Source organism: Maricaulis virginensis (assembly GCF_027922185.1).
Taxonomy (GTDB): domain Bacteria; phylum Pseudomonadota; class Alphaproteobacteria; order Caulobacterales; family Maricaulaceae; genus Maricaulis; species Maricaulis virginensis.
In genome coordinates, this window is the sequence record NZ_BSFE01000011.1 from 94717 (window position 1) to 119754 (window position 25038).

General features: G+C 60.7%; 25 protein-coding genes. 7 read left to right on the top strand and 18 right to left on the bottom strand.

The window, feature by feature from the left end; genetic code table 11:
• Position 1: 1 nt before the first annotated feature.
• Entirely contained in the window at positions 2-2947 is a 2946-nt protein-coding gene (locus PKE71_RS15425) for a conjugal transfer protein TraG N-terminal domain-containing protein (RefSeq protein WP_271187894.1), read from the top strand.
• Between the two features lie 483 nt (positions 2948-3430).
• On the opposite strand, the gene PKE71_RS15430 is transcribed toward PKE71_RS15425, so the two are convergent.
• From PKE71_RS15430 to PKE71_RS15455, 6 genes are all read right to left on the bottom strand, one after another.
• Positions 3431-3649 carry a hypothetical protein gene (locus tag PKE71_RS15430; protein ID WP_271187895.1) on the bottom strand — a complete coding sequence of 73 codons (219 nt, stop codon included), beginning with the start codon at positions 3647-3649 and terminating at the stop codon, positions 3431-3433.
• 73 nt (positions 3650-3722) lie between these two features.
• Positions 3723-4397: a hypothetical protein gene (locus tag PKE71_RS15435; RefSeq protein ID WP_271187896.1), complete on the bottom strand. Its 675-nt coding sequence runs from the start codon at positions 4395-4397 to the stop codon at positions 3723-3725.
• 9 nt (positions 4398-4406) lie between these two features.
• Complete coding sequence (locus tag PKE71_RS15440; protein WP_271187897.1) at positions 4407-4598, bottom strand: hypothetical protein; 192 nt, start codon at positions 4596-4598, stop codon at positions 4407-4409.
• Between the two features lie 53 nt (positions 4599-4651).
• The gene (locus tag PKE71_RS15445; RefSeq protein ID WP_271187898.1) at positions 4652-5305 is read right to left on the bottom strand and encodes a JAB domain-containing protein; all 654 of its coding nucleotides are present in this window, start codon (positions 5303-5305) and stop codon (positions 4652-4654) included.
• An 869-nt stretch (positions 5306-6174) separates the two neighbouring features.
• Positions 6175-7044 carry a replication initiator protein A gene (locus PKE71_RS15450; RefSeq protein WP_271187899.1) on the bottom strand — a complete coding sequence of 290 codons (870 nt, stop codon included), beginning with the start codon at positions 7042-7044 and terminating at the stop codon, positions 6175-6177.
• A gap of 78 nt (positions 7045-7122) precedes the next feature.
• The gene (locus PKE71_RS15455; protein ID WP_271187900.1) at positions 7123-7308 is read right to left on the bottom strand and encodes a hypothetical protein; all 186 of its coding nucleotides are present in this window, start codon (positions 7306-7308) and stop codon (positions 7123-7125) included.
• Between the two features lie 525 nt (positions 7309-7833).
• Here PKE71_RS15455 and PKE71_RS15460 point away from each other — a divergent pair.
• From PKE71_RS15460 to PKE71_RS15475, 4 genes are all read left to right on the top strand, one after another.
• Positions 7834-9507: a DDE-type integrase/transposase/recombinase gene (locus tag PKE71_RS15460; RefSeq protein WP_271187901.1), complete on the top strand. Its 1674-nt coding sequence runs from the start codon at positions 7834-7836 to the stop codon at positions 9505-9507.
• Positions 9500-10342, top strand: a complete 843-nt coding sequence (locus PKE71_RS15465) for a TniB family NTP-binding protein (protein WP_271187902.1) — start codon at positions 9500-9502, stop codon at positions 10340-10342. Before PKE71_RS15460 ends, PKE71_RS15465 begins: the two co-directional genes overlap by 8 nt.
• A gap of 1 nt (position 10343) precedes the next feature.
• The gene (locus PKE71_RS15470) at positions 10344-10775 is read left to right on the top strand and encodes a hypothetical protein (RefSeq protein ID WP_271187903.1); all 432 of its coding nucleotides are present in this window, start codon (positions 10344-10346) and stop codon (positions 10773-10775) included.
• Positions 10776-10944: 169 nt separating this feature from the next.
• Positions 10945-11457: a hypothetical protein gene (locus PKE71_RS15475; RefSeq protein WP_271187904.1), complete on the top strand. Its 513-nt coding sequence runs from the start codon at positions 10945-10947 to the stop codon at positions 11455-11457.
• An 81-nt stretch (positions 11458-11538) separates the two neighbouring features.
• Here PKE71_RS15475 and PKE71_RS15480 read toward each other — a convergent pair whose 3' ends face one another.
• Positions 11539-11949: an antitoxin Xre/MbcA/ParS toxin-binding domain-containing protein gene (locus PKE71_RS15480; protein WP_271187905.1), complete on the bottom strand. Its 411-nt coding sequence runs from the start codon at positions 11947-11949 to the stop codon at positions 11539-11541.
• 328 nt (positions 11950-12277) lie between these two features.
• Here PKE71_RS15480 and PKE71_RS15485 point away from each other — a divergent pair, with 328 nt between their 5' ends.
• Entirely contained in the window at positions 12278-13009 is a 732-nt protein-coding gene (locus PKE71_RS15485) for a hypothetical protein (protein WP_271187906.1), read from the top strand.
• A 282-nt stretch (positions 13010-13291) separates the two neighbouring features.
• Here the strand turns inward: PKE71_RS15485 and PKE71_RS15490 are convergent, their stop codons facing one another.
• The 6 genes from PKE71_RS15490 to PKE71_RS15515 form a co-directional block, all read right to left on the bottom strand.
• Positions 13292-13714 (bottom strand): DUF3703 domain-containing protein, encoded by a 423-nt coding sequence (locus PKE71_RS15490; protein ID WP_271187907.1) that lies wholly within the window; start codon positions 13712-13714, stop codon positions 13292-13294.
• A gap of 9 nt (positions 13715-13723) precedes the next feature.
• Positions 13724-14089 carry a SpoIIAA family protein gene (locus PKE71_RS15495; RefSeq protein ID WP_271187908.1) on the bottom strand — a complete coding sequence of 122 codons (366 nt, stop codon included), beginning with the start codon at positions 14087-14089 and terminating at the stop codon, positions 13724-13726.
• Positions 14079-15026 carry a cation diffusion facilitator family transporter gene (locus tag PKE71_RS15500; protein ID WP_271187909.1) on the bottom strand — a complete coding sequence of 316 codons (948 nt, stop codon included), beginning with the start codon at positions 15024-15026 and terminating at the stop codon, positions 14079-14081. Before PKE71_RS15500 ends, PKE71_RS15495 begins: the two co-directional genes overlap by 11 nt.
• A gap of 143 nt (positions 15027-15169) precedes the next feature.
• Positions 15170-18307 (bottom strand): efflux RND transporter permease subunit, encoded by a 3138-nt coding sequence (locus PKE71_RS15505; RefSeq protein WP_271187910.1) that lies wholly within the window; start codon positions 18305-18307, stop codon positions 15170-15172.
• Positions 18291-19529, bottom strand: coding sequence for an efflux RND transporter periplasmic adaptor subunit (locus PKE71_RS15510; protein ID WP_271187911.1), 1239 nt, complete (start codon positions 19527-19529; stop codon positions 18291-18293). Before PKE71_RS15510 ends, PKE71_RS15505 begins: the two co-directional genes overlap by 17 nt.
• The gene (locus PKE71_RS15515; RefSeq protein WP_271187912.1) at positions 19526-20836 is read right to left on the bottom strand and encodes a TolC family protein; all 1311 of its coding nucleotides are present in this window, start codon (positions 20834-20836) and stop codon (positions 19526-19528) included. Before PKE71_RS15515 ends, PKE71_RS15510 begins: the two co-directional genes overlap by 4 nt.
• 103 nt (positions 20837-20939) lie before the next feature.
• On the opposite strand from PKE71_RS15515, the gene PKE71_RS15520 reads away from it, so the two are divergent.
• Complete coding sequence (locus PKE71_RS15520) at positions 20940-21353, top strand: hypothetical protein (protein WP_271187913.1); 414 nt, start codon at positions 20940-20942, stop codon at positions 21351-21353.
• 106 nt (positions 21354-21459) lie between these two features.
• Here PKE71_RS15520 and PKE71_RS15525 read toward each other — a convergent pair whose 3' ends face one another.
• The 5 genes from PKE71_RS15525 to PKE71_RS15545 all read right to left on the bottom strand — a co-directional run bounded on the left by PKE71_RS15525 (position 21460) and on the right by PKE71_RS15545 (position 24906).
• Positions 21460-21777 (bottom strand): DMT family transporter, encoded by a 318-nt coding sequence (locus tag PKE71_RS15525; protein ID WP_271187914.1) that lies wholly within the window; start codon positions 21775-21777, stop codon positions 21460-21462.
• Between the two features lie 213 nt (positions 21778-21990).
• Complete coding sequence (locus PKE71_RS15530; RefSeq protein WP_271187915.1) at positions 21991-23115, bottom strand: acyltransferase family protein; 1125 nt, start codon at positions 23113-23115, stop codon at positions 21991-21993.
• Positions 23116-23144: 29 nt separating this feature from the next.
• Positions 23145-23876: a PepSY domain-containing protein gene (locus PKE71_RS15535; RefSeq protein WP_271187916.1), complete on the bottom strand. Its 732-nt coding sequence runs from the start codon at positions 23874-23876 to the stop codon at positions 23145-23147.
• Between the two features lie 75 nt (positions 23877-23951).
• Positions 23952-24332: a hypothetical protein gene (locus PKE71_RS15540; protein ID WP_271187917.1), complete on the bottom strand. Its 381-nt coding sequence runs from the start codon at positions 24330-24332 to the stop codon at positions 23952-23954.
• Positions 24333-24372: 40 nt separating this feature from the next.
• Complete coding sequence (locus tag PKE71_RS15545) at positions 24373-24906, bottom strand: RNA polymerase sigma factor (protein WP_271187918.1); 534 nt, start codon at positions 24904-24906, stop codon at positions 24373-24375.
• Positions 24907-25038 lie beyond the last annotated feature (132 nt).

The window sequence follows — 25038 nt, forward strand, 5'->3', positions numbered from 1 at the left end:
CATGGAAGCCTACGTCTACGGCGGCAAAGAGATCTACGTTCAGGCGTTTAATGCGATTGCCATCATGTCGGGTCTGGATTCGGTGTCGTCGCTTATCAGGCTTGTCTTGCTGATCGGGCTGGCAATGGTTCTGATCCAGGTGGCTTTTACGAACAAGGTCAAGGAGATCTTGTCCTGGTTCCTGACCGCGACGACCATCCTGGCAGTGGGCTTCGTTCCTAAGTCAGATGTCGTGATTCACGACCGTATCGGCGGCGGCGCACCGACGGTCGTCGCGAATGTTCCTCTGGCAGTCGCCTTTGTGTTCTCGGTCTCGTCGACCGCCGGCGATCGTATGACGAGCCTGATGGAAACTGTGTTCGGGGATCCGGACATCGCAAAATATTCCGAGAACGGGATGATTTACGGGTCGCGTTTGATGCGCGAGCTCAATCAGATGCGTTGGATCGACGAAGAATATGCCCAGAACATGCAGAGTTTTCTGACCAATTGCGTGTTCTACGATTTGCTCGAGGGCGACATCGAACTGCAAGACATCCGCGACAGCGAAGATCTGTTCTCGCTGATCACAGTTGACCATCCTCCGAACCCGGCGCGCTCTGGGCCATGGCTTACAGATGGCGCCGAGACCATAGAGACGTGCGCATACATTGCTGGAGAGTTGTCGAGTGGAGCCGATGCAGCTCGGGCCTTGAGCGAGACCTACCTGGCTCGCCGGCTTCATCCTGACGATGCGGATGCGGCGGCGCGAACATTGCTCTCGTCTGAAGTGGCGGGCGCACACACTTTGCTGATGAACCAGGCGCGCGCTTCCTCGGAAGTTTTCATCCAGGCGATGATGATCAATTCGTTCCGCGAAAGTGTGGAGACATTCTCGGCGGAGTCTGGCGGTGAGCTCTCAGGTTACGGGCTGGCGCGTGCGGAGCTTCAGACGCGCAACACCAACTTGTTCAATGCAGCATTGGCGCACAAGTGGATCCCGTATTTGAAAGTGGTTCTGGAGATCATGTTTTTCTGCATGTTCCCGCTCTTGATCCCCTTCATGTTGTTGCCTGGGATGGGTGTATCGCTCATCCGCTCGTATTTCGGCGGATTCATCATGCTGCAGTCTTGGGGACCGCTTTTTGTGGTTCTCAACAAGATCATGATGGTTGCCGCGGTCAGCGATACGCAGGCGGCCGCCTACGACCCAACCGGCGGGGGAGATGCAGGATCGATCACGATGTTTAATCTGCAGTCGATCGCCGACGCCAATTCGGACATCGCGTCCATTGCCGGCTTCATGACGATGCTGATCCCAGTGATCGCGTCCGCGCTCGCACTGGGCGTGGACCGTGTCGCCAGTCAGTCGGAAAGCCTGTTGTCGTCGGTGAGGGCAGGCGCTTCTGATGCGGCGAGGGACGAGACGACGGGTAACTTATCGCTCGGCACGACCGGCTACGATACGCACCGCTTCAATCAGACGTTCGGCAATCAGCACCAGATGAACCACTCTCTGGAGGCCGGCGCGGCAAGCATGAACACGGCAAGCGGGGGTCATATCGCCATCACACCCGACGGCCGCGAAGTCTATGACAACACCGGTGCGTTGAGCAAAACCGGGACGGGTGCTCAGTTTGCGCGTGCGATCGGTTCGCAGTTCGAGCGACGGGCCAGCGAAGCCGCCCAGTATGCGGAGACCTGGACGGAGTCCGCGGCGCAATCGCGAGAGGAGGGGGCTTCGGTCCTGTTCTCGGATCGTGAGACCGTTCAATCAATGGCGCAGTCCGTCTTGTCCGAAGGATCGAGTGCAACGCAAGAACAGCGGGCGGCTGCAGCGATTGTCCAGCGTCACAATGAACACGCCGACCAGGCCTACTCACAGGCGGTCGAAGAGCAGGCTCAATTGAACTATGGCGTTGATGGTGCGATCACCGCCGGGGCGAGAGCATCAGGAGGCATGGAGCTTTTTGGTACTGGCGGAGCTGTATTTGGCGAAGCACGAGTCAGGGGATCGGCAGGTTGGTCAGAAGCGGACCGCGAAACTATCCGCTCAGACTATCGCGAGAGTTTGTCGAGCGATGAGCAGCGCGAACTGACGGACGCGCTGGCGACGCTCAACAGCTTTTCAACGTCGGCCGGCTATTCCGAAAGCGGCGGGATACAAAATTCAACCGCCCGGGATGCTCAGCAGCACTTCCGCGAAGCTGAACGGTTCGAAGAGAGCGCGAGCCGAGCGCGCTCCATCCAGCAGCAGGCGCAGACGGCGGCCGCCGAATATGAGTCCGGCAATCTCAGCTTCACTCAGCCCCTGGAAGACCAGTTCCTGCAGTTTGTAGGCACCCAGCGCAATGACGCTGGAGACATCTATAGCTCACAGCCGTTCTGGCAAGATGAAGTGACCCAGATGATAGTCAACGGCGATCGAAGCCCTGAGCTCCAAGGGTTATTGCAGGGCTTCGCGGACGCTCAGTTGCCGCACCTGCCGCAGATTGGCGATGTGAGTGCCTTTTCTGTCGCCGGCGACGATCTCGTCAACTACGGGCAGATTGACAATGCGGCTGCCCGCACTGGCGATGTTGCGACGCGGATTGGAGAGACGGCTGCGGATCTCTCAACGACCAACGCCGGCGTCGGCTTCAATGGTGAGGCGATGGATGCTGTTCAAGCGGGCCGCGACATTAGTGGCCAAGTTCAAGACGGGATAGGTGGCCGGTCTGCCGAGTTTGATCAGCCGCTCTTTGACGGCACGCCGCATATGCGCGACATGCGGCGCGCGAACGAAGAGCGAGAGGATGTGGCGGATGGAATGCCTAAGCCGGACTTCACGTTCTTGCCAGATGGAATGCCAGGAAGTCCAGCAACCAATGCGATAGGCCAGGTCGGTCAAATGCAAAACACGCAAGAAATCGAAGCTGACATAGCGGCGATGGAAGGCTTTGCCACGCGCTTTAGCGAGCAGAATTAAACCGGTCTAGCGCCAGCACGACAATCAGCAGAGCGAGACAAGCGGCGCCCGGGCCAGCTAGACTCCAACCGGTGAGTATCACAGCGTCCCAAATGGTGAGGTTGAGTTGGTCCATGTTGGGCAGAAAGTCGGATGACCACCAGCGCCAAAGGAGTGCAGCGTGGTAGATGATCGTTACGAAGATCGCGGTGACAAGTGCGACCTGTAGGATCCTGATGGGGCGGAAACTGACTGGCGTGGACGCACGATCAATGTCCCAGTCGTTCATAGGCACACTGGTGTAGGCTGGACCGTGTCGGCCCAGATTGATGTACTCTTCTTCGTCTTGAATTCCGGTCCCAGTCATAGTGCCAGACATACAGCACAATCTATGGCAGGAAAACTAGTACCGGTCCGGCGAGATCGTAGGGCAGTGCACTTCGCCAGTAATTCTAGACAGCTTTAACGAAATCAGGCCCCGCGGTGGATCCACGGGGCCTGACGCTAGCGTTTGATTGCTGCCGCAAAGACGCTGTCTTGCCGGGCGAGCTCCTCGACGGCGGTGTCAATCGTGGCACCGGCGTCATAGAGCTCTCGGTAGTTGATTTCTCGATAGTCAACGAACGATCGGGAGGTCAGGGCGTCGATGCGCTCATCAACCTCCTCGAGCCACTTCGCAAATTTCAGATCGTTCCTGGCATAGTTTCGGTAGACTTCCTTCATTCCAGGCCTCCTTTCGGAAGCCCCACCCCCTCTTTTCCTTTCCTTGGGGCGGCGAAGCTCGTTTGACGCCCGCTTACTGCGGCCGAGATGGAATCCATCCTGTGCTGGTGGGATCGCGCGCGAGCGCAGCCACCCAGGCGGCTCGATCAGGATCTTTGAGAGACTGTTGAGAGGCGTCGGCTATACGTCGGCCGCAGAGTTCGACAAGTCTTTGCGCTGTCGATCGGGTTGCATAGCGAACCGAAGGCTCCCCAAAACGGCCCTTGGTGTGTGCGTAGACAATGTCGGGAATGATTTCTGCTGCACGATCAGCAGGGGCAACTGCGAGTTCTCGGCCAGGCCCGGCCGCGGCCGACAAACGGTCGATCAGGTCTGCGCGCTGCCGGAGCGTCCATGCGGCGAATTCTTCATGGTCGAGGATGCGCCAGGTTTGTCGATCGGTGCGCTGTTCGATGGTGATGAACAGGCGATCGTCGACTTCCCAGGAGAGCTTGTAGTGAAAGGCGCCAGTGGCCCGGGCACGAGTTCCGCCGGCGGGCTGTTCAGCATCGTTGTTCGCCCGGATAAACGCGAAGGCAAGACCGCCTCGCATGTCGGCAACGATACCTCTTTGATGTGGCCACTGGTCGGCCGGCCGTGTATGGGCCTCGATCATTCGACACAAGCGCTGGGCGGCGCCGATCGGATGACCGTCGTAGTGGCAATAGAAGACAAAGCCGTCGATTTCGTAAGTTGCTGGGGTAGACATGGCTGACCTCTATCGTAGGCGCAGCAGCGCAACTGCCAGCACAGCCAGACCGACTAGGGTCAGACAGATTGCCAGTTGGACAGGTAGTGCGTTGAACAGGAAGATGGAGCAGCGGCCGAAGAAGGCGGCGATGCAGATGAGGGTGAGAATTCCGAAGGCGCGATCGATGTGTGCGCTTACGGGAATTTGGTAGCGAGACATGCTTTCCTCCACGGATGACACTCCGTGGAACCCCGCCTTTTCTTCTTTCAGGTTCAGAGCAGGCCGTTGGCCTTGAAGCTGTAGTGTCCTTGCCGGCCGACCACGACGTGGTCGTGAATCTTGATGTCGAGTGAGGCGAGAACGTCGCTGAGTGTTTTGGTCATGGTGATGTCCGCCTGGGAGGGCGAGGGGTCACCAGACGGATGAGGATGGACCAAGATCACGGCCGTCGCATGGTGGAGAAGACACTGCCGGGCAATCTCTCGAGGATAGACCGGCGCGTGATCTATCGAGCCTTCCGACATCAGTTTGTCCGCGATCAACCGATTCTTTCTGTCTAACATGAGTATGTAGAGGCATTCGGTAGCTCTGTGCTGAAACCGGCCCTGAACATAGGCCATAAGGGCGCTCCAGCTGCCGATTACGTCGCGGTTGAAAACCTTGGATCGACAGAGCTCCATAGAGAGGTCCTGGACCAGCCGTAGATCCTCGACAGCCGCCGCTGGCAGATCGAGTGTTGCGGCCGGCTGGGTGCTTGCCGCCTGGATGACCCCGCCCACATCGCTATAGGCCTTGATCAGCTTGCATGCCTGACTGAAAGCTGTGTCCCCGAGGTGCCGAGCCAAGAGCCTGGCCAGCAATGCTGGGCCCTCGAACCGCTGCGAGATATCGGCATCATGCTGAATAGCAGTTTTGGGCTCACTCATGGCTTTTCCTCCTTTAAATCCAGATCGCCATTCCTCACTCTTCCTTTCGCGTGGCGGACCTTAGAACGTTATATGGAATGTTAAGGGGTTACTCCGGCCATTTCGTCCGTGGTTTCCGATACTTGCGCAGATATCCGTCCACGATGGCACGAAGCGGTGTCTGCGAAAGACCGACCATCATTGGCCGCGAACGCCCGACGCAGGCGCCGCGATCGCCCGATTGCACTATTTGTGGTCCGCGATCGCCCGAACCAGCGTCCTTGTTGGCCCGATCGGGGTCCGCGATCGCCCGGTAATGCTCTACGGGCGTTAGTGTTTCTGTCCGGGATCGCCCGCTCTAGTGGCCGGGATAGCCCGAATGACGTCCGTGATCGCCCGAACATGAAGAGTGTCGCACGATGCCAAGAACAAGGAGTCGCAATTCTTCGACAGAGCGTCGTGAAATCAACGGTCTAGCGACGACGCTGTGATGATCAAACTGACAGAAAGTGAGATTCCCGCGAAGCCAAGAACTGCAAGGCGACGAAAATTCGTGGCGCGAAGGGCCAGCCTCGCTAAGCGCCTGTATTTATGGACATATGGCAACGATGGGAGACGAAATTGTCAGTTTTCGTGAGATCGTACGGCATACGTCCGCGATAGTACGAAGGGCTGGCGGATACGGTAGGAACAGTGTCCGCGATGGCCCGAATGCCGGGAACATGACGTGAACAATCGCTGAAGTTCTCGGGCGATCGCGGACGTAATGGCCAGATTGGCTCGGGCGATCCCGGACACTAGCGGCCTCGATGCGACCTTTTGGGGGAACTACAAGGGCAGATCGGTTTTTCGCGGACGTCGCCGGCGTCGCGCTCGGGCGATCGCAGACGTTAGCGAGCGTAGGCGAGCCTGGGGCTCGCTTTGATGAACACAATCTTCGTGCGGACCGCTGCAGCGCGCGGGGAGGGGCTCTCGATACGCAGTTTGTAGCCAGGCAGACTGTCTTCCTCGATAATCCGCTTTATATGGGCTTTGAGCTTGCGTACGGGTGCCTGGGATCCCATCCATTCGTGCAGTGACTGCAAGTTGATCTCGAAGCGGGATTTCTCGCGGCCGACGTGTTTTGTCGCGATTTCGTAGAGTCGTCGCTCGATACCGCCTTGGATGTCGAGGTAGCGGCGATCCATGGAGATGTATCGGCCCGCTTCGGTCAGCTTTGCAAATGTCCATGTCGACAACTGGACGACAATGCTTTTGAGCACGCGGCCGCGCTTTGTGTTTCTGCGGCGGAACTCGAAGCTCTCGATGTAGTGAACACCGGATTCCATGCTCTCTTCGCCGGCATTGAAATTCCCGGAAATCACCGTGCCGTGTAGTCGCCTCAGCGCCGCCTCGAGACGCTGATAGTCTGCTTTGCCGGTCCCGCGATTGGCCCATTTGAGAAAATCGTGCGCCGTGAACTCGACCAGTCGGCTGACCGGCTCGTTCCGGTTCAATTTGTCGATCAGCAGGGAGTGCAAAAAAAGAATCAAGTCCTTGTCGTAGATTGTCGCGATCCCGTCCGAGGTGCCCTTCACGGTGAAGGTGATGTGCTGACCGTTGGAGTACCGGTAGTCAAACTGGATGGGCTTGGTTCGCCGGGACTTTTCGATCGAGTAGAGCGGCATGCTGATAATATCGATGTCGTTCTTGATCGACGGCAGATGCAGGGCCGAATAGAGCAAGTCCGGTTGGACAGGCAGTTGCGCTTCCGAGGACATGATGAGCTCCGTTTCAAGGCCAATTCGGCCTGATTCCTGAAGGTGGTTAACCTTTGAGGAAGGAGAGTCACCAATTCGTTAATTTAGGCTGGGCGGTAAGCTCGCAATCAGCGCGCTGAGCTTCTCTGATAATGCTGGCCAGTCCGCCTCCAGCTCCTCGGCACACCATTCTAGATCCTCAATCAAGGCAAGGCGGGTGTAGGCGGCGTGGGGGTCAGTGATGGGCATGCGCAAAACGTCTTCGCCCAGCCGTTCGATGGCCATGGTCTGCTCCAAGTCGCTTAAAGAAGGTGCCGCACCGCGGCTCAGCAAAATTTTGCCAGAGAGGAGTTCGGCCCACAAGAAATGGATTAATGATACGACAATTTCGATTGAGCACCGCATCAGTCCCGACCTGATGGTCCGCCTCTGAGCGCTCTTCCGTTGGCCATTCTCAGAACTTTTGACCAATTCTCACGAGTTTGACCAAGGTAACCCCTTGTTGGCGCTTTCCAAAAATCCTGAGAATTGAACCGCTGATTCCCCACAGATTTTTGGAAAGTTTTGGTCAAAAATGCTGAGAATATCGAGCATCGTTGATCAAAAATGTTGAGAATCCCGTTCTCAGCCGTTTTGACAAAATTCCATATAAACAATGAGTAACAGTCTTTTTTGCGCGACCCGGATATTTGCCTGCTTTCAATTTTAGCGAATAATAGAAACAATTCTTATTTGAGGATTCGAAAGCGCCTATGTTGTTAGAATAGATTTCGTATAGTTCGCGCTCATCACAAACAGGTAGCGCGATTCATGAAGTCATCGCGAAACGAGTACGAAAAGCATCCGGGATGGAAGTTCGCTCAGAAGGCCTTTGCGGCGCTCAGGCCTTGTCTGAGCTCGGGGAAGCTGGCGGAAGACGTTCGTGCTGAACTGATGGAAGAGCTGGGTATCAGTGAAGCCACCCTGTACCGCTATCTCGATAGGCTTCGCGCACGGCCTGTTGCTTCTTCTCTTTTGCCCAAGCGGGCAAGCACTGGTTCAGGGCGAAATATAGACGGGGGTGTTTCCGCTGAGGCGCTCATGCAAACCGTCATAGAGAAATACTACCTCGCGGCGCAGAAGCGCACCGTGGCTGCTGCCTATAAGCAGCTCCTAAGGGTTTGTGTCGAGGAAAACGTCGACGTGCCGAGCTACTCCACCTTTCACCGCCGCGTTCGCGCATTGTCGAAGGCAGCTGCCAGCGAGCGCCGGCTTGGTGCACGCGCGCACCGTAGTAAGTATTCACCCAAGACAACCCATTTCGAAACCAGCGCTCCGATGGAGATTGTCCAGATCGACAGCACCATCATGGATGTCATGCTTGTCGATCGGAACCACCGCGAGGAAATTGGCCGCCCCGTCCTCACCGTTGCCGTCGATGTCTACACGCGGATGATCGTGGGTTTTCACATCGACTTCATCGGGCCCTCGACCGAGAGTATTGCTGCGACTTTGCGCCAGCTGGCTTTCCCGAAAGACGATTTTCTGCGTCGATACGGCATCACCGGAGACTGGCCGACACTGGGGTTGCCTAAAGCCCTGCACATGGACAATGGCAAAGAGTTTCGGTCGGCAGCTATGAGCCGGGGGGCAGGGGAGCACGGCATCGAGCTGCTCTATCGGCCGGTCGGGACCCCACACTTCGGGGGGCACGTCGAAAGCGTCATACGTACCTTGATGCTCAAGACGCACGAATTGCCGGGCACGACCTTCTCCAATATCACCTACAAAGGGCGATACGACAGCAGCGCTAAAGCGTCTCTGACCATGCCTGAGCTGCTGACGTTCATCGGCCGCTATATCGTCTGCCAGTACCATCATACGGTCCACTCGCGCACCGGCATGACTCCGATCGCTCGGTATCAAGTAGCTCTGGAGAACGGCTTCGCGCCTCTTATTCCGGCCAAGGAAGCCGCACTCTTCGAGGCGGACTTTCGTACGCGAGTTGTACGGATGACGGGACGCGGCGGCATTCAGTTCGAGCGGATCGAATACTGGAGCCCAGACGTGCAGGCTTGGTACGACAACAACGTTCGGAAAATCAGCGTCCTCCCGGTTTCCTACGATGTCAGCGTGATCGATGTCATCGGTCCCGACGGCGCTCTCTACACCGTGCCGGCCAAGAGCGATCGAGTTCCAAACATCAGTCGAGCCGAGTGGAGAGCATATCGCGACACTATCAATAAACGCCAACCCCTGAACGCTCTCACAGATCGAGAGCTCGCGAAACTGATTGAGCAGGAACATCAACATGTTCAGCGGGCAAAGGAGCTAACGCGCAAGGCAAAACGCTCGCGAGATCGACAAGCCTACTACAGCGAGGCGGCCCCATCCTCTCCAGCGATGCACTCGTCAAAAGCGAGCCTGGACAGCGAGGTTACGTTCGACGCTTCCGACATGTTGCCCATCAGGCTTCGCCGAGAGGGAATGATCGACGATGACTGATCTCCAACATCTCGAGCTCAAGGCCAGCGACGAAGTTCTCAGAGAGTTCTTCGCGGACCGTTTCGTCGAACATCCGTCCGCCACGGCGATCATGGAGGAAATGAGGTTTATTTACGAGACTGGCGCGCTAAAACGGCGCCCGTACAACCTCATGGTCGTCGGCGATTCCGGTGCCGGAACAACCGCGTTGCTTGAAGAATTTGTGCGTCGCTATGCAAAAGTCGATCTCGCAGAAGGGATCGTGAGCCAGGTACGCACGATTGCGATCACCGAAATGCCGGTGAACCCATCTGAGGGAACTCTCCTATCGGCGATCTCGGAAGCCGGCGGCCTGGGGCCTATGGACAAACCCAATCTCGGACGGTTCGTCACTGGAGCGGACCGCAGCGGCCTAAGGCTCATCATCATCGACGAGTTTCACAATCTTGATGCCGCCACCCGCAATCACAAGCTCGCCTGTCTCAACCTTCTGAAATGGCTGGGCAACCAGACCGGGCTCTCGCTGATTATTGCGGGCACACAGAACATCTCGAGAATCATGTCCTACGACGAACAGTTCGAGAAAAGATTCCGAGCTCTTAAGCTGCCCAATTGGCGATCCGACAGACATCTTGAGCGTTTCGTCTACAGCTATCTCGCCTCGCTTCCGATCGAGACACCCAAATCGCTTCCGCGCCGGTTATTCGTCGCGCTTCTTAAGGGGCCCAGCCCACGAACGGTGGATATCGCCTTTACGCTGTCTCAGGCCGCCTACGAAGCACAGCGATCGGGCGATCCCGGACGATTGACCGAAATCGTCGAGGAAATAATTGGGCGGAGCGGATATGTCTCCTGACATGGGCTATGCCAGCGCTCGAGAGCTTCAGCCTCATCCCGGGCAGAGGCTTACCGAGTGGGCCCGGCGGGTGGATGATCGCCGGCCGGAATCCAAAATAAAAGTGACGCCCCTGCCGTGTTTCGAAGTCACTTGGGACGGCGATGGGAAGCGCAGCGTGAAGAACCCAGACGCTGCGGGCGAGATGGCCGCACTGACGGGCGTCGCCGCAATGGCTGTACTTGAAATGCTTGAGCGGGAACTTAGGGTTTTTGACCGATATGCACCATGGATACGGCTCAGCGCCGAATACGGATATCTGACGACGACCTTTCCAAGGAAAGAAGTGCGAATTTGCCCGCTGTGTGCTCTGGGAAATGTCGAACGCAAAAGCGCTTCCGGTGGCGCGGCCAGAACATCAACTCCCGCTATCCACGGTATGTCTGAAGCATAACGCCTCCTTACTCGCAATCGGATCCGAACGCCGGGGCTCGGAGTGGGAACCGGATGTCCTGACTCCGCCATTTCCGGGCGAGATATGGACCACCATCGAGCGGCTCACCGGCGGACGGGGCAGGGATCTCGATCGGCGAAAGGGCACCATCACTCCGAACGCAGTCAGGATGAACGCGCTCTTCGGAGATGATCGGCGGGCCGCCTCAACCGCTCGGCACCTCGGCTTTGCCGGCGTGGCGGAGGCTCGAGAAGCTTTCTTTGGAATGCTATTTTTGCTAACCCGCAAGCGGCCGGAGGGAAATGGTGTCGTGGCTGACCTGTTTCACCCGTCGCATCGTCAACACCGCATCTTTTTCTACCCCGGCGCGACGAGCCTCGATAATTTCGGAATCGGCGACGACGATCCCAACACCGCGCTCGACATTATCGGCGCGCTAGTGTGTCGAAATCCAAACCTCTTCCAGTATCGCCTGAGCGGGATCTCTGGCGTATCGCGAACCCATTTCATCAATCGCTATCGCAAAGACCTCGGCGAATTGTCGACGGAGCCGTTGCTGCTGCTTGCTAGCTTGTTCGACCAGCATATCGGTCAATTCTTCGAGACTTCGATCTCGAAGTACTTCCCATTGTTTGCGAATAGCTGGCACGAGGCAGTGCGACGATACTACAAGGCCAAATAGGACCTCCTGGGTGCGCGACGCTCCTGCAGTGCCCGAGAGGCCAATGCACAACTTGGATCTCTCAGGCAGACGAACAGCGTCTTAGCCATCACGCTCGGCGTCCAGGTAGTTCCGCACGCGCATCAGATCGGTGATGTAGCCGTTCATCATGAGGTCGAGCGCGGACCTTCCTCCGAATGCGTCATTAGGCTTCTTGATCCAGGCGTCGCCGCGAGCGGGATCGCGAAACAAGGTGCGCGAGGCCTTGTGGATGCCGAGCAGAATGCCCAAGCGCATGCCGCGATCACGCGATATGCGGCCAGGGCCCGCACTGCACCAACGACGGTAGGTCGACTTCGGCATGTCGAGCAATGCCGCCGCTTGGGCCTCCGACAATTCCCACCGGGTGAACAGCTTCGTCGCCGCGCGAAACCCCGCGGCGGCCTCCTCGGGGAAAATCGGCCCGGGCGTGAACTCTCGCGGCGCGGTGTTGATCGGAACGAAACGGACCATGATTGCTGCTCCAGACCGTGTGATTATAACTGCGCGAAAGGTCAAAGCGAAGGGCAGGCAGGGCGTATGTCGGAACAAGGCGGCTCATGGGTGGGCACGCGGCTCCAAGCTGCGTTCGACATCCACGGAAAGATGCCTCAGATGGCGCTGGACGAGTTGGATTGGCCGACATTACCAGAACTCAGCCAAGAGGAGGCCGAGTAGCTGGTATCGACGGAGAACATACGAAATGCTGAGCCGCAATCGGGTTCTGGCGCCCCGACAATAAGGCGCTCGATTTCCTGTGCTGGAGACTCGGGGTAGCTTCCCGCTCCGATCGGGAAGCACGATGATGAAGCTATATAGGCATGCGAACTGGCTCCTCTTCCGCCAGGAAGTCATCAAGCTCGATGGTGGTCGGTGTGTGCGCTGTGCCCGCGGCCCCGAAGATGGCGCTGTACTGCAGGTGCATCACAAGGCTTATGTGCCGGGCCGCGCGCCTTGGGATTATCCTTACCGCGAGTGCGAAACTCTGTGTAAAGGTTGCCACGCCGGAGAGCACGGGCTCATCATGCCGCAGTCTGGATGGAGCCATCTCGGTACGGACGATCTGGAGGACATCTCCGGGAATTGTGAGCTTTGCGGAAACAAGATTCGCTACGTCTACGCGATTGGACATCCCACATGGGGCGCCATGGCAGTTGGCACAGACTGCTGCGACAGGCTGACGGGAACGACGGATTCTAGCGAATTCCACGATCGCCGCATTAGCCAGTGCGAAAAGCGCAAACGCTTCGTCGACAGCCCCCGATGGAGGCCAGATGGTAGCGATGCCCTGGCGATCACTAGGGCGGGTATCGAGGTCCGGATCTCATCCGACGATGGCACCTTTCAGCTCGCCATCGACGGCATCCGAGGCAGGGCATCCTATCCGACCATCCTCGACGCCAAAATGAAGGCCTTCGAGTTCATCGAATCTGGCGACGCTGCGGCCTTTCTTGCGACGCGTTTAGTACGCCGTAGCCGGGAGCGGGGGCAGGGGCACCCTTCTGAAGCAGGGCCGGCAGTGATTGGGCCATGAGCATCGTTTGTCTCGGAAGGGGTTCGCTCTGCTGGACCCGAGTAATCTCCCGGTAGTCGGGCCGTGGCAAGCGGATCGCCGGATATTGCCATTGAACTTGCGCGCGTGACGGGCAAAAAGCAGGGACGCCCCCATCGCCTCCTCCAAGCCATGCTTCCAGGTGAAGCCTCAACTAGGTGAAGAATATCGACCGCTTCATCCCGAAAGCGGAGTAGCGTTTGCCTTCGCTTTTGTCCGCGACGCAGTCGCAGCCTGCGTCTTCTGTCGCCGATCCCATCGGATTCAACGGATCAGGACGAAAAGGGCCAGCGCCGTTAGAGGGCCGAGGATAAGGATCCGTACGATGACATCGCGCGACACTGAATAGTCCTGCAGTAACGGCTCGAGGTCCTTCGGGATCGCCATCGGCTTGATGGCGGAAACATCCGCGCCGCCGGTATTGCCTTTCGGGACCCAGCCGAAGATATAGCCCGGAATGACGGCGGCGAGCCTCACAATCTGTCCGCGAATCTCCCGCCGGTCGGACCGACGGAAACCGAGTTTCAGCATCCACCAGTGTGTGGACCAGTGGGTGAGAAAAAACCGCTGACCCAGAATGTGTGCCCGCTCCAAATGGTGGAGCGCCAGCGCGTCCTCGCGGGCCGCATAGGCGGTGCGCGCCCGGCTCATTTCTGCGGCCCAGGCTGTTTTGAGGTTCGGGTTCATGATCGCGCTTCAGCCCGGCCGGACCCAGTCGGCGGCCACGGCCGTCTCTGCGGCGTCGAACCAGCGCATCTCGGCGCGTGTGAGGAGGCCGGCGAGCGATGTGCCCCACTGCATCCACCTGCGCTCCCCCACGACGGCGATGCGGTGGAAGTCGTTGCGGTGCGCCGTGTCCATCTTCAGGTCTTCGGCCATTGCTGCAGGTCCCTCATAGCCCTCGAAGCCGGTGAGATCCACCAGCAGGCCCGGGCTGCCGTTGGCCGTTTCCAACCGCTCGTTCAGCAATGCGTGCATGCGCTTCAAGTCGGCCTGCGAGAGTTTCCCCTCGCAGACGATGCCGATGACGTCGTCACGATCGGTCAGTGTTTCAGTGAACATCGGTGTCCTCCTTGTCCGCCGGCTCGGGATGACCGTAAAGGCCGGCATTTTCGTGGGCACGATCGGCGTGTTCGAACTCCAGGGTCGAATGCGCGATACCGAAGCGGCTTTGCAGCGCGTCCTTGAGATCTGCCTTGATATCTTCGAGGCGCGCCCAGCCCGCGCCGGTCAGGACGACGTGACAGTCGAGCGCTGCTTCATGTTCCTGCATCTGCCAGAGATGCACGTGGTGAACGTCCTGTACGCCGTCCCGGTTGCGCATTGCCTCGATGACGGCGGCGCCGTCGATATCGGGCGGGCTGCCGAGCATCAGCGTACGGATCGGGGTGCCGATCTCGGTGAAGGCCAGGTAGAGGAGATAGGCCGCAATGCCGATGGTGACGGCCGGGTCGACCCAGCGCATGTCGTAGAGGAGGATCAGCGTGCCGCCGACGACAACCGCGATCGAGGCGAATGCGTCCGACAGATTGTGCAGGAAGAGCGCCCGGATATTCACGCTGCCCTTTTGCATCGAGTAGGTCAGAAGCGCCGTCAGCGTGTCGATCGCGAGTGCGACGCCGCCGAGGATCACCACGGTCCAGCCGGCGACTTCCGGCGGATCGATCAGCCGCATGCCGCCCTCGTATATGAAATAGAGGCCGATGAGGATCAGCGTCGTGTAGTTGATCAGCGCGGCGACGATCTCGATTCGGCCGTATCCGAAAGTCATCCTCTTGTCCGCAGGCCGCCGCGCGATCTTGCGCGCGGCATACGCGATGGCCAGCGCCGCCATGTCGGAGAAATTGTGAAGCGCGTCGGCGATCAGGGCGAGGCTGCCCGACAGGATACCGCCCAGAATCTGGGCGGCGGTCAGCAGGCCGTTGGCCCAGATGGCAATGGAAACCCGGCGGTCGCCGGACTGCGGGCCGATGTGCTCGTGGCCGTGATCGTGTGGCATGGGACCGCTCCTTGATGGGCCTCGGACAGCCGTACCCCCTATAGCGACTATAGAGTCAACACCGGCATCGGTGCTGGGGCGGATTAACGGCGGTAGCCCCGGACCGGTTCACCGGTCCGGGGCCCCGTCGTCGAGCCATCCGGCTAGACCGGCTCCTCCCGTTCCGGCAGCACCGGCCGCGGCGCAAACCATTTGTAGACGGCCGGCAGTACCAGCAGCGTCAACACGGTGGATGTCACCAGCCCGCCGATGACGACGGCCGCGAGGGGACGCTGCACTTCCGATCCAATCCCGCTGGCGAACAGGAGCGGCATCAGGCCGAGCCCGGTCGTCGTGGCGGTCATCAGCACCGGCTGGGCCCGCATCACGGCGGCCTCGACGCTGAAGGCGTCGACATCCCGCCGCGTCCTGGCAAAGCGGTCGAGGAAGGAGACCAGCACCATGCCATTGCCCAGGGCGATGCCGAACAGGGCAATGAAGCCGACCGAGGCCGGCACAGACAGGTTCTGGCCGGTCAGCCAGAGCGCTGCGATGCCGCCGACCAGGGCGAGCGGGATGTTGGCCACGATCAGCAGGGCGCTTTTCAGGCGGCCGAAGCTGAACAGGAGCAGCAGCATCACGATGCCCAGCGTGACCGGGATGACCACGGCGAAGCGGGCATTGGCCTGCTGCTGCAGTTCGAACTGACCGCCCCATTCGACGTAGTAGCCGGGCGGCAGGTCGATTTCGGTGTCCACGGCTGCTTGCCCCTCAGCCACGAAAGAGCCGATATCGCGGCCGCGGACATTGGTCTGGATCGTGATGAAGCGGCGCCCGTTCTCGCGGGTGACCTGGCGCGGCCCCTCGATCCGCTCGATGGTCGCCACCTGGCTCAGCGGGATCAACTCCCCGCCGGGTCCGTTGAGCACGATCCGCCCAATGCGTTCGGCATTGGCGCGGTCGGCCTCGGGATAGCGTACGACGATATTGAATCGCCGGATGCCCTCGAAGACCTGCCCGGCGGTCTCGCCGCCCACCGCACTGCGCACAACCGACAGGATGTCCTCGACATTGAGGCCGAAGCGGCTGATCGCGTCGCGATCGACCGTGATGCGCAATTGCGGCGCACCGGTCACCTGGTCGGCCTGCACATCGGCTGAGCCCTCGATACCCCGGATCACGCGGGATATCTCCGCCGCTTCCCGTTCCAGCACGGCCATGTCCTCGCCGAACAGTTTGATGGCGAGATCCGCCTTGGTGCCGGTGAGGAGTTCGTCCGTCGCGGCCGCGATCGGCTGGGTGATGTTGAACCGGGCCCCGGGGAAATCCTCGAAGCGCTCGCTCATGCGGGCCAGGAGGTCCGCCTGGGTCCGTGCCGTCGTCCATTCCGATCTTGGCCTCAAGGCCACGAAGGCCTCGCCGCTGTTGACCGGATCGGCATGGGCGCCGACTTCGCCGCGGCCGACCCGTGTCACCACGCGCTCGACCTCCGGGAAATCGTCCAGCAGGGTCTGTTCGAACCGGGTGACCGTATTGCGGGCCTCCGGCAGGCTGATGGAAGGGGCCATCGTCAAACGGATGAGCAGGTCGCCCTCATTCATGCGCGGTGTGAATTCCGAACCCAGACGCGGAAAGATCAGTGCGCCTGCCGCCAGCATGACGCCGGCGAGCAGGATGGCCGCCCAGCGCTGCGACACGAAGAAGCCGACCGCCGGGCCGAACCAGCGGGCATAGAGGCCACCGCCTTCCGCACTGGCCGGTCTTGGCCGCAGGCCCAGAAAGGCCGCGGCCGGCGCCAGCAGAACGGCGAAGATCAGTGAACCCGCCATGGCGAAGACCACGGCAAAGGCAAGCGGCCGGAACGTCTTCCCCTCCACGCCATCGAGCGTGAGGATCGGCAGGAAGACGACCACGACGATGAGGATGGCGAAAACCAGCGGCTGCAGCACCTCGGCGCAGGCCTGCGCCACAACACTACGCCGGTCAGCACCCGCTTCGGCCTCGCGCAGACGCCGGTTGGCGTTCTCCACCATGACCACCGCCCCGTCGACCATCATGCCGATGGCGATCGCGATCCCGCCCAGCGACATCAGATTGGCCGACACGCCGAAGATTTGCATCGCGACGAGAGCAAAGCCGACCGAGAAGGGGATGGACGCCACCACGATCAGGCTCGGCCGCCAGCCGCGCAGGAAGACGAACAGGATCACCGCAACCAGCAGGGCGCCCTGCCATAGCGCCGTCGTCATGGTCGAGACGGCGGCACCGACCAGTTCGGACTGGTCGTAATAGGGCACAGCCTCGACACCGTCGGGCAGGGTCTGGTTGATACGGTCCAGCCGGTCGTGAACACGGCCGATCACTTCATTGGTATTCGCCCCGATCAGCTTGAGCACCAGCCCGGCGACAATCTCACCCTGGCCGTTCATCGTGGCCAGGCCCTGGCGGGGGGCCCCGCCGATCTCGATCCCGGCGATATCCCGAACGCGCACCGGCACGCCATCGACGACCTTGACGACGATATCGCCCAGATCGTGCTCGCCTTCGGCCAGGCCAACAGCCCGCACCGTATATTGTTCAGAATTCTCGACCAGGAACTGCGCCCCGGCATTGGCATTATTGGCTTCGACGGCCGCCACCACGTCCGCGACAGTGAGGTCGTAGCGCAGGAGCGCGTCCGGCCGCACGTCGATCTGGTATTGCCGTTCGAACCCGCCCAGCGAGAGAACCTCCGTCACGCCGCGCACGGTTTGCAGATCGAACTTCACCAGCCAGTCCTGGATGGTGCGCAGTCCAACACCGTTCAGGGCGCTGTCGGCGCTGTCGAGGAAATAGAAGAGGATCTGTCCGAGCCCGGTGGTGATAGGCCCCATGGCCGGCTCGCCGAAGCCGTTCGGTATGTCCTCGCGTGCCAGCCGGAGACGTTCGCCGACAAGCTGGCGTGCCCAGTAGATATCGGTCCCGTCCTCGAAATAGATATTCACGACCGACAGGCCGAAATTCGAGGTGGAGCGGACTTCCGTCAACCGGGGAAGCCCGTTCATCGCCGTTTCCACCGGGAAGGTGACATAGCGCTCGACCTCTTCGGGGGCGAGGCCTTCGGTCTCAGTGAAGACCTGCACCAGGGCGGGCGTGACGTCGGGGAAAGCGTCAACCGGCATGGTCCGGAAGGTGACGCCGCCCGCGACGATAACCGCGATGAAGCCGAGCAACGCCAGAAGACGTCCGCCGGCGATGCGACGGAGGAGCCGCGTGGCCGCCCCCTGGGTTTCCGGGGCGGTGTTGTCAGTGGGCGTGTCCATCGTCGAACTCCCCTTTTTGCAGTTCCGATTTCAGTGCGAAGGCGCCGGCGGTTGCGATACGTTCGCCAGGCTCGACCCCTGCGAGGATTTCCGCGAAACGGTCGGAGCGCCGTCCGATGCGGACCGGACGAACTTCGAAACCGTGATCGGTGCGAACAAAGACGACATCGGCGCCGTCGACCGTCTGCAGTGCGGTCGCCGGGACGCGGGTACCTGCCTGGGCGGCGAGCGCCTCGGCGTGAACCGTGACGAACATGCCCGGACGCAAGCGTTCGCCGGCATTGTCGATGACGATCCGCGCCCGGCCCGTGCGCGTGCTTTCGCCGAGTTGCGGGCTGACGAAGGCGATCTCGCTGACGATTTCAGCGCCGCCGTCGCCCGGATCGATACGGACAGGACTGCCGGCCCGCAGCCGGTCGAGATCGGCACCGTAGATGGCCGCATCGACCCAGACCGTGGACGTATCGGCAATAATGAAGGCGGGTGGCTGCGCGCCTTCCTCGATCACTTCGCCCAGAACGGCGTGGCGCTCGATTACGGTACCGGAAATCGGTGCCGTGAGTGCGTAGCGTGTAAGGGGTTGATCGGTTCCGGCAACAAGAGCGTCGCGCGCGGCCTCGTCAATGCCCAGCGCCTCCAATTGCTGGCGGGCGCTGCGGACCTCGATGCGGGACTCCTCCAGCGCCTGGCGGGCGTCGAGGAAATCCTGCTCCGCCGAGATCTGCTGCTCCCACAGCCGGTTCTCGCGCTCGAAACGCGACCGGGCGAGATCGAGGCGGGCCAAGGCGGACAGGTATCCGGCCTTGGCGTCCGCCAGGGCGCGACTGTCCAGTACGGCGAGGAGCTGGCCGGTTTCGACCGTGTCACCCTCCGTGACATGGACGACATGGACGATCCCCGATACGCGCGGCGAGACATGCGCCAGCCGCGTCTGGTCGAACCGGACTTCGGCGGGCAATTCCACCTCGCCGTCGACCGGACCGGTATCGACCTGGCCGATCGTTATGCCCAGCGCGTCGATGTCGCCGTCGGTCAGCTCTATTTCTTCGGCTCCATCGGCGTGATTGTCCCCCGCACGACTGGTCTCGGCCGTGCCTTCATGCGTATCTGTGCCCGCAGGATCTTCGCGGGCGGGCGCTTGCGCCGACGGTTCCGAGCAGGCGGAGAGCAGCGCCAGCGCGGCCGTGCCGGCGAGGAGTGTCCGGGTGAGTGTCGATGTCATGGATTAACCTCCGCACCGGCGATGCCGGCGAGTTGTTTCAGGCGCGGTGCGCCAACGAGCACGTCGAGTTCGATGGCGGCGCGGGCGAGGTCCGCCCGGGCCTCGATCGCCCGGATACGTGTGTCGAAATAGGTGCGCTGGACGTCCAGCAGGTCGAGGAGCTGGAGGGCGCCCTCGCGATAGGCGAGGCTGGCGCGGGAGAAAGCGTTCTGCGAGGCCGGCAGCACGCTTTCGCTCAGTGCCGCGTGACGCTGCTGCGCGTCGCTCCATCGGCGATAGGCGGCAGCATGGCGGGCCAGTAATTGCCGGCGCAGCGCCGCCTCATCAAGCCGGGCTCCGGTCTCGCGTGCCACGGCGGCTGCAATGCGCCCCTGGTTTCGGTCGATCACCGGGATCGGCATTTCGACCATGGCGAGATAGGCCGTCTCGTTATCGCTGCCATAACGCCTTATCCCGGCCCCGACGGTGAGATCCGGGACGGCGGTGGCCCGTTCCCTGGCGATCTCCTCGCCACGCGCTCGGGAGGTCTGCCGCGCCAACGCCAGGTCCGGATTGCTCCGCATCATGGCATCCGCGGTCAGCGCCGAGAGATCCGGGTTATTCATAAGCCCGGACGGTGGTGCGACGTCGCCCGCCAGCGCGCCGCCCCAGATCGCGGCCAGCGCAAGGCTTGCACGCCGGGCCTCCGTAGACGCCGATACCGCGTTCATCCCGGCCGTGCCGACCAGGATGTCGGCCCGGTCGAGATCGATCGGCGAGGATCGCCCCGCCTCGACACGCTGGCGTATGGCCGACGCAGCGGTTTCAGCGAGATCCTGCAGCTCCGCCCTGACACGCGCGGTTTCCTGGGCGGCACGGGCATCCACGAACGCCGTGGCAGCATCACCCAGAAGGCCGGCGATTTCGGCGTTCAGCCGCGCAGTCTCGACACGGGCCCAGGCCTCGGCCGCCTCGCGGGCACGTCGCCGGTCGCCGCCCAGCGGGATGGTCTGGCGCACCGCGACGGTGAGATCGCCGTCGCCGATATTGCCCCGATCGCCGCCGAAATCCTCGATTTCGGCCTGCAAGGACGGATTGTCCCATAATCCGGCCTGGCGGGCCTCGCTGCGCCGTGCGGCCAGTTCAGCCTGTACTGCAGACAGGCGCGGATGGGATTGGACGGCGCGCTGCAGCACGGTTGAGAGTTCGAGGGATGTGTCCTGCGGGGCCGGCTGTGACAGCGCCGCGGACGTGAGGAGAGCACTGCAGGCGATAGCTGCAAGCCCTCTGACCGGCCAGTTTGGCCGGGAGAGTTTGTCTGAATACATTCAGCTTTTCCGATTTGTCTGAGAAGAACGAAGGTTTCGAACGTTCTTGTCAGCCAATCGGAGGCTGGAGTGGCGGTGCAAGCGCCCGGCCGGCGCCGCGCTCGTGAGCCAGGCAATAGGCCGGCCGCGCTGCAATGATATTTATCGCCGGCGCGCCGGTGTGAGCGGGAATGACGTGGTGACAGACGCCGCACGCGTGAACGGGATGCTGGGCGTGACGATGGCCGCTGTCGCCCGAACCGCCGCTGGCGAGATCTTCATGACCGAAATGATGGTCGTGCTGCGGCACAGCCGCTTCCACCACCTCTCCGGAAAAGGACAGGATGGTCAGGACTGCCAATACTGTCCGCAGCAATGCCGTCAAAGCTACCTCGCGTCCGCCAAGCGCACAGACTCAACTAATGCTACTATGCCCTTGATGATAAGGCCCGTAGCCGGTCACCGGATTCAAGAGAATTATATCTCCACTATCATCAAAACCTTGAAGGTCGCGATGGAACAAATCTTTATCCAGTAGGCGTCCCTATGAACCGGTTGTGAATCGACGCGATCAGCATCTTTCATCATACTTAACCAATCAACCACACAATTAGTTCGGGCAGCCACGTCGAAGCCATTCTTGTTCAAGAATTAGAGAGTTTTATTAAAATCAATCCCAAAACAATAAACAATACTGCTGCAAGCTTAGTCATATTAATTGTCTCACCCAAAAAGATGACCCCAACAATAAACGCCCCCAATGCCCCTATGCCTGTCCAAATAGGATAAGCAGTTCCTAGAGGAATAGTCCTCATAGCAGCAGAAAGAAGCCAGAAGCTCGCCAACATGGCAGAAACCTTGATGAGTGAAGGCGTCAACCGACTAAAGCCAAGCGACTGCTTCATCGCGATCGCCCAAACGATCTCCAGCACTCCAGCTGCAGCAAGCATAAACCATGACATTGGCCTCTCCCAAAAAATCTGGGCCAGGCCGTCCTGGTCAAGCTAATCCCCAAAAAGGGGGGAGGTCGTCCTCCTCATCACCAATATAATCGAAAAAGAGGGGCTGTCAATACGCCTTACGCTTACTTCGCCGCTTTTGCCAAGACCTGCCAATGGGCGTCGTCAAGAGTACGAAACGATCTCAAAGTCGGCGTTGCATGCCCACAAGGGCAATCACGTTGACCGGGTGGCGTGGAAAAGCCGAGCCGCAGAGACTTTCAGGAACAGGCTGGGGCGTTCGACGAAATGCCAGGACGCCGCGGCGATCGGCATCGTGACAACGAGTGCTGCGAGCCCTGTTTCAAACGCGCCTGCCCCGGGTTTCATCACTAGGACGGCCTGCATTACAGGATAGTGCCAGATGTAAACACCGTAGGACCAGTCCGGCATCCGGTGCCAGGTTGGCAAGCAGCCGAGCCGCGCGAAGGCGATCCAGAACAGACCGGTCGCCAACGCCAGATTGAGGAAAGGCTCGGCCAGCGGTGACGCGCCGGCCAGCCACCAAGCCCCCGCAGCAGCGATTGCGGGCCACGGAGACACCGGCCAATGGCGACGCAGGGCATGGATGAGCATGCCAAGCGCGAAGGGGGCCGACAATCGCGCTGACGCGGTCAGCATGCCGGGGATATCCTGATCGGCCCCGGTCAGAGCCGCATGCCCGAGTGTTGTGGCCAGATAGAGGCCAAGCGCCGTGCGGCGCGTCCATGGCAGGGGCGACAGCACCAGAACGCCGGCACCGATATAGGCCAGGACTTCGTAGCGCAGCGTCCACAGGGGCGCCGAGAACTCCCCGCTCCAGGGGTTGTCCGCAAAGACGCCTGCCGGACCCTGCGAGGTATCGAGAAAGCCCAGGACATGAAGCGGAAACCGCCATGTCGCCGGAGACGACCAGTATTCGCCGGCCGATACAGTCGTGACGAGCGGTCCGATCACCAGGACTGCGGCCAGCGACAGCACGACAAGTGCCGGCATGATACGCAGGGCTCGGGCCACCGCAAAGGAAACGGCGTCTTTGCGGCGCTCCAGACTGCCGGCGATCAGAAATCCCGACACGATAAAAAAGCCATTCACGGCTGCGTAGCTGAGCGACCAGCCGTGAAGGGCGAGCGGCGGCGGTTGCCCGGGCCCCTGCGTCACGATCACGGCATGCTCGATCAGTACAGCGCCAGCCAATATCAGCCGGATGAGCGTGAACCGGTTTCTGGTGCCCTGAAAGGCCTCGGCGATTGTTGTGGCGCGAAAGATTGGCGTCCCCATCTCGATTGATGGGAATACGCAGCGGGTCCCTCTCGCCCTCATGCAAAGACAGGCACGAAAAGCCGGGACAGTCAGACGGCGGCCCGACGGCGGGCGAGCTCCATGCGGACCAGCCGCTGAAGGCGCAAGACAAGAAGCACGAGCCCCGCCAGCACGGTCACGAGCGCAAGGGCAGCGGCCGTGATCACCAAGGGATTATTGAAGTTTTCCCGCGCCTTGTAGTCCATGATGTGGAGCATCCAGAAGAAGTCGTAGAAGCGCCAGGCATCATTGCGCCGGGCGCTAACAAGGCCGGTCTGCGGGTCGACATAAAGACGCGTGCCTTCACCGTCGGAGAAGCTGATCCGCCAGGCTGGCCCGGCCCGCCGGTATTCCCAGGTTGGCGTCTCGAAATACTCAACCGGGCCGATGTCCGCTGGACCGGCATAATCGCGAAGGGCGACAGCCTGTGCGGTATCGCGATCGAGCGGTGTGAGGCGTTCACCCGACCGCGCATCTATGAGATCGCGTCCGCCGTCCAACCGGACAAGGCTGTAGACCGGCCGGTCAAGCCAGGTCTCCAGCGTGACCGAGCGGATGTCTTCACCGATGTCCGCAGCGCGAATGGCGGCGTCCAGCGGCATCAGCCCGTCCAGGGCGAGCGGCCGGTCGATAGCGGGTGCGATATTATGCTCGCCGCGCACCCGCTCTATCGGGATTACGCTCATCACCACGCCGCCCGTGACCCAGAGAATGATCTGTATTCCCACAGCCAGCGCCAGCCATTTGTGAACACGGATTGTCCAGCGCAGCAAAGCGGTCATCTTTCAATACTCCGGTCATGAAAAGGGGTTCCGGAGTGCCCGGAACCCGATATGTCTGGAATGCACCGGTTGGTGCTAGCCGTTGTGGTGGGACCGGCCGGCTTGCGGCGCGTCGTCAGTACCGTGATGACCGGAATGCGCTGCGCCGTGGTCATGCGCTTCGTGCATGTGCTGTTCCCCATGCGCGCCCATGCTGTCGTCAGCATGCATCATGGCGTGACAAGCCTGCATGCGGTTGCGGGCTTCCTCATCCATTTCGGCCATGGCCGCGCCATGGGTTTCGGCATCACCCATATGTTGCTCGTGCAGCGCGTGACATTCCGCCATGGTGACCTGAGGCGCCTCATTATGCGCGCCGTGTTCACCGTGCCCGCTGTGCTCCTGCGCGAAAGACGGTGCCGCGGACGAAGCCAGCAGAATGGCCGCAATGGTCGTGTATGCTTGGAAATGGGTCATGTCAGATCCTTGTTCTGGTTGGCGCAGTACAAGGACTACGTCAGCGGGAAGCATCTCCCTCATCGCCGAACTGCACTTTCAGCGCCTTCCGGGCCCGGTAGATCCGCACTTCGACTGCTTTCGCGGACAGCCCCATCAGCGCTCCGATCCCGGCCAGGCTCATGCCTTCCATCGCAGAAAGGAGCAGGGGGGTGCGCAACCCCTCAGGCAGCTCTGCCACCAGGGCACTGACACGGCGCAAATCGTCACGATCTTCGGTCACACGCTCCGGTCCGGCCTCTGCGGAGGGCATACCGGAGAAATCCGTCTCCGCGCCGACCCAGCGCAGCACAGCCCGGCGGCGATGGTGATCGTGGATCTTGTTGCGCACAATGGCGAACAGCCAGGTCTCGAAAGCCCGTGCCGGGTCGTACCGGTGAAGATTGCGATGCAGGGCGACGAAGCTTTCCTGGGCGATATCATCGGCCTCGCTGGCCGATCCCAGGTTCGCCCGGGCAAAACGGACGACCCGGCCCGCATGCCGGGTCATCAGCATGTCGAACGCCCGGCGGTCGCCATCGGCCGCCCGGCTCACGAGTTCAGCATCCGAAGGGGAATGTTGTTCTCCGTTAGGACACAGACTCATAATTTCTGAGCCATATCTGGATAGCGGCGAGTTTGACGAGGGCAAGGTAGTTATCGGCGTGTTTTTCGTAGCGCGTTGCGA

What these genes read in the sequence shown, in the direction of transcription:
- PKE71_RS15425 (WP_271187894.1), top strand. Translation starts at nt 2, where the DNA reads ATGGAAGCCTACGTCTACGGCGGCAAAGAGATCTACGTTCAGGCGTTT.
- PKE71_RS15430 (WP_271187895.1), bottom strand. Translation starts at nt 3,649, where the DNA reads ATGAAGGAAGTCTACCGAAACTATGCCAGGAACGATCTGAAATTTGCG.
- PKE71_RS15435 (WP_271187896.1), bottom strand. Translation starts at nt 4,397, where the DNA reads ATGTCTACCCCAGCAACTTACGAAATCGACGGCTTTGTCTTCTATTGC.
- PKE71_RS15440 (WP_271187897.1), bottom strand. Translation starts at nt 4,598, where the DNA reads ATGTCTCGCTACCAAATTCCCGTAAGCGCACACATCGATCGCGCCTTC.
- PKE71_RS15445 (WP_271187898.1), bottom strand. Translation starts at nt 5,305, where the DNA reads ATGAGTGAGCCCAAAACTGCTATTCAGCATGATGCCGATATCTCGCAG.
- PKE71_RS15450 (WP_271187899.1), bottom strand. Translation starts at nt 7,044, where the DNA reads ATGTCCTCGGAAGCGCAACTGCCTGTCCAACCGGACTTGCTCTATTCG.
- PKE71_RS15455 (WP_271187900.1), bottom strand. Translation starts at nt 7,308, where the DNA reads ATGGCCATCGAACGGCTGGGCGAAGACGTTTTGCGCATGCCCATCACT.
- PKE71_RS15460 (WP_271187901.1), top strand. Translation starts at nt 7,834, where the DNA reads ATGAAGTCATCGCGAAACGAGTACGAAAAGCATCCGGGATGGAAGTTC.
- PKE71_RS15465 (WP_271187902.1), top strand. Translation starts at nt 9,500, where the DNA reads ATGACTGATCTCCAACATCTCGAGCTCAAGGCCAGCGACGAAGTTCTC.
- PKE71_RS15470 (WP_271187903.1), top strand. Translation starts at nt 10,344, where the DNA reads ATGGGCTATGCCAGCGCTCGAGAGCTTCAGCCTCATCCCGGGCAGAGG.
- PKE71_RS15475 (WP_271187904.1), top strand. Translation starts at nt 10,945, where the DNA reads ATGAACGCGCTCTTCGGAGATGATCGGCGGGCCGCCTCAACCGCTCGG.
- PKE71_RS15480 (WP_271187905.1), bottom strand. Translation starts at nt 11,949, where the DNA reads ATGGTCCGTTTCGTTCCGATCAACACCGCGCCGCGAGAGTTCACGCCC.
- PKE71_RS15485 (WP_271187906.1), top strand. Translation starts at nt 12,278, where the DNA reads ATGATGAAGCTATATAGGCATGCGAACTGGCTCCTCTTCCGCCAGGAA.
- PKE71_RS15490 (WP_271187907.1), bottom strand. Translation starts at nt 13,714, where the DNA reads ATGAACCCGAACCTCAAAACAGCCTGGGCCGCAGAAATGAGCCGGGCG.
- PKE71_RS15495 (WP_271187908.1), bottom strand. Translation starts at nt 14,089, where the DNA reads ATGTTCACTGAAACACTGACCGATCGTGACGACGTCATCGGCATCGTC.
- PKE71_RS15500 (WP_271187909.1), bottom strand. Translation starts at nt 15,026, where the DNA reads ATGCCACACGATCACGGCCACGAGCACATCGGCCCGCAGTCCGGCGAC.
- PKE71_RS15505 (WP_271187910.1), bottom strand. Translation starts at nt 18,307, where the DNA reads ATGGACACGCCCACTGACAACACCGCCCCGGAAACCCAGGGGGCGGCC.
- PKE71_RS15510 (WP_271187911.1), bottom strand. Translation starts at nt 19,529, where the DNA reads ATGACATCGACACTCACCCGGACACTCCTCGCCGGCACGGCCGCGCTG.
- PKE71_RS15515 (WP_271187912.1), bottom strand. Translation starts at nt 20,836, where the DNA reads ATGTATTCAGACAAACTCTCCCGGCCAAACTGGCCGGTCAGAGGGCTT.
- PKE71_RS15525 (WP_271187914.1), bottom strand. Translation starts at nt 21,777, where the DNA reads ATGTCATGGTTTATGCTTGCTGCAGCTGGAGTGCTGGAGATCGTTTGG.
- PKE71_RS15530 (WP_271187915.1), bottom strand. Translation starts at nt 23,115, where the DNA reads ATGAGGGCGAGAGGGACCCGCTGCGTATTCCCATCAATCGAGATGGGG.
- PKE71_RS15535 (WP_271187916.1), bottom strand. Translation starts at nt 23,876, where the DNA reads ATGACCGCTTTGCTGCGCTGGACAATCCGTGTTCACAAATGGCTGGCG.
- PKE71_RS15540 (WP_271187917.1), bottom strand. Translation starts at nt 24,332, where the DNA reads ATGACCCATTTCCAAGCATACACGACCATTGCGGCCATTCTGCTGGCT.